Raw genomic sequence first — 5,467 nt, 5'->3', positions numbered from 1 at the left:
GAATGGTGGGTCGTCATAGATCATCAATTGTGCTGCTATTCTGTTACAATAGCGCCGCATTTTTAAATTCATATAAAAGATCGGGGTTTTCTATGTCTACGCTTGCCACCCTAAAAGCGCTTCTTGCTAAACGCATTCTGATTATTGATGGTGCAATGGGAACGATGATCCAGCGCCATAAATTGGAAGAAGCCGACTACCGTGGTGAGCGTTTTGCTGATTGGGCACATGACTTAAAAGGTAACAATGACCTTCTTGTGCTAACTCAACCCGAAATCATTCAAGGTATTCATGAAGCTTATCTTGATGCAGGCGCAGACATTATTGAAACCAACAGCTTTAACGGCACGCGTGTTTCAATGTCTGATTACCACATGGAAGATCTTGTTCCAGAGATTAACCGTGAAGCAGCACGTTTAGCTAAAGCAGCTTGTGAAAAGTATTCAACCCCAGATAAACCGCGTTTTGTAGCAGGTGTACTCGGTCCAACATCGCGTACCTGTTCAATTTCACCTAATGTAAATGACCCTGCCTTTCGTAACATTACCTTTGATGAGCTAAAAGAAAACTATATTGAGGCAACTCATGCGCTGATTAAAGGCGGTGCAGATATCATTTTGATTGAAACCGTTTTTGATACATTAAACTGTAAAGCTGCAATTTTTGCGGTGAAAGAAGTCTTTAAGCAAATTGGTCATGAATTACCACTCATGATTTCAGGGACCATTACCGATGCTTCAGGTCGTACCTTAACAGGTCAAACTGCTGAAGCGTTCTGGAACTCTGTACGCCATGGTGACTTACTTTCAATTGGTTTCAACTGTGCCCTTGGTGCAGATGCTATGCGTCCTCATGTTAAAACCGTATCTGATGTTGCTGATACGTTCATTTCTGCTCATCCAAATGCTGGCTTACCAAACGCTTTTGGTGAATATGATGAAACACCAGAACAAACTGCTGCCTTCTTAAAAGAATTTGCAGAAAGTGGTTTGATCAATATTACCGGTGGTTGCTGTGGTACGACGCCAGACCATATTCGTGCTATTGCCAATGCTGTAAAAGACATTGCACCACGTCAAATTCCTGAAACTAAGCCAGCTTGTCGCTTAAGTGGTTTAGAACCATTTAATATTTATGATGACTCATTGTTCGTTAACGTGGGTGAACGTACTAACGTTACTGGTTCAAAAAAATTCTTACGCTTAATTCGTGAAGAAAACTTTGCCGAAGCTTTAGAAGTTGCACAGCAACAAGTAGAAGCTGGCGCTCAGATTATCGACATTAACATGGATGAAGGGATGCTCGATTCGCAAAATGCGATGGTACATTTCTTAAACCTTGTAGCATCTGAGCCAGATATTTCACGTGTGCCAATCATGATTGACTCATCAAAATGGGAAATCATTGAAGCAGGCTTAAAATGCGTACAAGGTAAACCCGTTGTTAACTCAATTTCGTTAAAAGAAGGTTATGACGAGTTTGTCGAAAAAGCTCGCCTGTGTCGCCAATATGGTGCTGCGATTATTGTGATGGCCTTTGATGAAACTGGTCAGGCCGACACTGCTGAGCGTAAACGCGAAATCTGTAAACGTTCTTATGACGTTTTAGTTAACGATGTGGGCTTCCCTGCTGAAGATATTATTTTTGACCCAAACGTGTTCGCAGTAGCAACAGGTATTGAAGAACACAATAACTATGGCGTCGATTTTATTGAAGCCACAGGTTGGATTAAACAAAACTTACCTCACGCCATGATTTCTGGCGGTGTATCGAACGTTTCATTCTCATTCCGTGGAAATGAGCCTGTTCGTGAAGCGATTCACTCTGTGTTCTTGTACCATGCCATTAAACAAGGCATGACCATGGGTATTGTAAATGCTGGTCAAATGGCCATTTATGACGATATTCCTAAAGAACTCAAAGATGCAGTTGAAGATGTTGTTTTAAACCAGAACCAAGGCGAATCTGGTCAACTTGCTACTGAAAAATTGCTTGAAGTCGCTGAAAAGTTCCGTGGTCATAGTGGTGCGCAGCGCGAAGCAGAAAACCTTGAATGGCGTAACGAACCTGTAGAAAAACGTCTTGAATATGCATTGGTTAAAGGTATTACCACCTACATTGACGAAGACACAGAAGAAGCTCGCCTCAAAGCCAAACGTCCTTTAGATGTAATTGAAGGCGCTTTGATGGACGGTATGAACGTTGTTGGTGACTTGTTCGGTTCAGGCAAAATGTTCTTACCTCAGGTTGTGAAATCTGCACGTGTTATGAAGCAAGCTGTAGCTTGGCTCAACCCGTACATTGAAGCTGAAAAAACAGGTAGCCAATCTAAAGGTAAAGTCCTGATGGCAACTGTTAAAGGCGACGTACACGATATTGGTAAAAATATTGTAGGCGTGGTACTGGGCTGTAATGGTTACGATATTGTTGACCTTGGCGTGATGGTGCCTTGCGAGAAAATCTTGCAAACTGCAATTGATGAAAAATGTGACATCATTGGATTATCAGGTCTGATTACGCCATCTTTAGATGAAATGGTGTTTGTTGCGAAAGAAATGCAGCGTAAAGGCTTTAACATTCCTTTATTGATTGGTGGTGCAACAACTTCAAAAGCACATACGGCAGTAAAAATTGACCCTCAATACCAAAACGATGCAGTGATTTATGTTGCCGATGCTTCACGTGCTGTGGGTGTCGCAACTACCCTGCTTTCAAAAGAAATGCGTGGAAACTTTATTGCAGAGCACCGTGCTGAATATGTCAAAATTCGTGAGCGCTTAGCTAACAAACAGCCTAAAGCTGCCAAGCTAACTTATGCAGAGTCTGTTAAAAACGGCTTTAAAATTGATGAGAGTTATGTTCCTGCAAAACCAAATCTTTTGGGAACACAAGTCCTCACCAATTACCCACTTGCAACACTTGTAGAATATTTTGACTGGACACCATTCTTCATTTCTTGGAGCTTGGTAGGTAAGTTTCCGAAAATTTTAGAAGATGAAGTGGTTGGTGAAGCTGCAACAGATTTGTACAACCAAGCTCAAGCAATGTTGAAAGATATTATCGACAACAATCGTTTTGATGCACGTGCTGTATTTGGTATGTTCCCTGCTCAGCGCACCGATGCTGACACCGTCAGCGTATTTGATGAAGCGGGTCAAAATATTACACATACCTTTGAGCACTTACGTCAACAATCTGACAAAGTCACAGGTAAACCGAACTTGTCTTTAGCAGATTACATTCGCGCTGACCGTGAGCAACAAGACTACTTAGGCGGATTTACTGTATCGATTTTTGGTGCAGAAGAATTGGCAAATGAGTACAAAGCCAAAGGTGATGACTACTCTGCAATTTTAGTTCAGTCACTAGCCGACCGTTTTGCTGAAGCCTTTGCAGAACACTTGCATGAACGCATTCGTAAAGAGTTCTGGGGTTATAAAGCTGATGAACAGCTCGATAATGAAGAGCTGATTAAAGAAAAATACGTTGGTATTCGCCCTGCACCGGGTTACCCAGCTTGCCCAGAGCACTCTGAAAAAGCGGTGTTGTTTGACTGGTTAGGTTCTACAGACAAAATCGGTACTAAACTGACTGAACACTTTGCAATGATGCCACCATCTTCAGTAAGTGGTTTCTATTATTCTCATCCACAAAGTGAATATTTTAACGTTGGTAAAATCTCTCAAGACCAACTTGAAGATTATGCAAAACGTAAAGGTTGGACACTTGATGAGGCAAAACGCTGGTTAGGGCCGAATTTAGATGATTCGATTGTTTAAGCTTAAGTAATAATATTAAATCCCCTCAATTGAGGGGATTTTTTTATTTTTGTTCAAATACTCCTGTAATATGAGTCATACCATTAAGTGTATTCGCTCCTGCTTTTACATTATGAAAATAAAAGGTTTGTCTATTACTATCTGAAGTTATGCCAGAACAAGGGATTTCTCGATTTCCGCACATAAACTCTTGTTCACCAACTATTGTTTTAACGCTTAAATGTCCTGCAAGCTCTTGAATGATAGATATATCAATTAATTCATTACTATTTTCAAAACCTAGATTATAAATTTTTTGATCATTTTTAACTGTAGCTATATAACGATTGTGAATAGGCAACATTACTATTTTTTGATCCCCAAATTGTAAGTCACTATAAGTTTTAGGCATGTTCATATTTACACTAACATTTAGTTTCCTATTATTAGTATGATCAATCAATTCTATATTTTCGAGATTAAATTCTATATTTTTTTGATCTTCCTTCCAAAACTGATCGCTCAATTTCTCTATATTTTCAAAATCCCCACCTTTATATACCAAATTAATTAATGCATTACTTTTCACCTTATTTTCATAAAATATTATACTTAAATATGAAATATCTTCATTTTTCTTCAAAGTAAATTTTTTTGTAGTGTATATTAATTCATTATTATAATATTGCTTTGACTCTTCAAAATCTATAATTTTAAAAATACTTCCATCAATAGCAATATCATTAACTTTGATAACTGAAAACCTATCTTTTTGAAACAATGGCCAATTTGAAGGAACCGTAAAATTTATATTTCCAGACACAACTACGGGAACTCTATTTCCTATCTCCTCTCCATTTATAGAAGTTACTGAGAACTCATTTTTGGACTGATTCAAATCAAAACTCAATTTAAATTTATCCCCGAAATTTTCTATCTTATATGTCGTACCATCTGAACAAGTTAAGAGTGGTAAACATATAAGTGCCTTATTTAAAGTATCCTTCCATACCAAATAATCTAAACTCGCTATATTTGAATAAGGTTTTAATGAAATAGAGCCCAAGAGTTTTTTTCCCTGTCCCGTTAAATTAATCAAGACAGCCTCAGTAGGTTCATTACCATAAGCAATTAGGTCATAGTTGGTTATGGCTGGGTTTAATTCAACCTTTTCATTAACACTAACGCCTTGTATAAACAATGTATTATCTTTATTTGGTACTATACTTTGGTTATTTTCACCACATCCAGCCAACATTAAAAAACTTAATAGACTAAAGTGTATTTTTTTCATTTTTTCAAATCCTATTTATAATTTTTATTCATCTTATAACAGATAATTATTTAAACCAAACCCTCAAAATAGCTAACTTCCTGTTAATTGATGTCTACATTTCCTTAGCATATTGAGATAAAAAATCCCCCAACCTTTAAGATTAAGGGATTTCAACGGATCTATTTCCATACTATCCACATTAAGCAAATACTACTTTTACTTTAAATGTGACTTAATCTTCTCTTTAACTGCTTCAGTTGAAATACCATAGCGATCATGCAAAGTTGGTAATGCCCCTGCATCTAAAAATGCATCTGGCAAACCAATCATGTCAAAACGAGGATGTTGTCCATTTCTTAAGAGTAAGGACCCGACAGCTTCGCCTAAGCCGCCAATGACTGAATGATTTTCAGCAGTTAAAACAGGACGGCCA

Annotated in this window: 2 protein-coding genes and 1 pseudogene; 1 reads left to right on the top strand and 2 read right to left on the bottom strand. The window is 38.1% G+C overall.

The window, feature by feature from the left end; translation table 11 throughout:
- Positions 1–92: 92 nt before the first annotated feature.
- On the top strand, positions 93–3,779 hold the full coding sequence (gene metH / locus UC75_RS11545; RefSeq protein WP_049837681.1) for a methionine synthase: 3,687 nt from the start codon (positions 93–95) through the stop codon (positions 3,777–3,779).
- A gap of 43 nt (positions 3,780–3,822) precedes the next feature.
- Here the strand turns inward: metH and UC75_RS11540 are convergent, their stop codons facing one another.
- Complete coding sequence (locus UC75_RS11540) at positions 3,823–5,052, bottom strand: hypothetical protein (protein ID WP_049837680.1); 1,230 nt, start codon at positions 5,050–5,052, stop codon at positions 3,823–3,825.
- Between the two features lie 198 nt (positions 5,053–5,250).
- Positions 5,251–5,467, bottom strand: a pseudogene (locus tag UC75_RS21360) (transketolase family protein); the annotation flags it as partial.

The sequence above is a fragment of the Acinetobacter sp. V2 genome (genome assembly GCF_001188385.1).
GTDB classification, from domain to species: Bacteria; Pseudomonadota; Gammaproteobacteria; order Pseudomonadales; family Moraxellaceae; genus Acinetobacter; species Acinetobacter oleivorans.
This window is presented reverse-complemented; position numbering and strand designations above follow the sequence as displayed.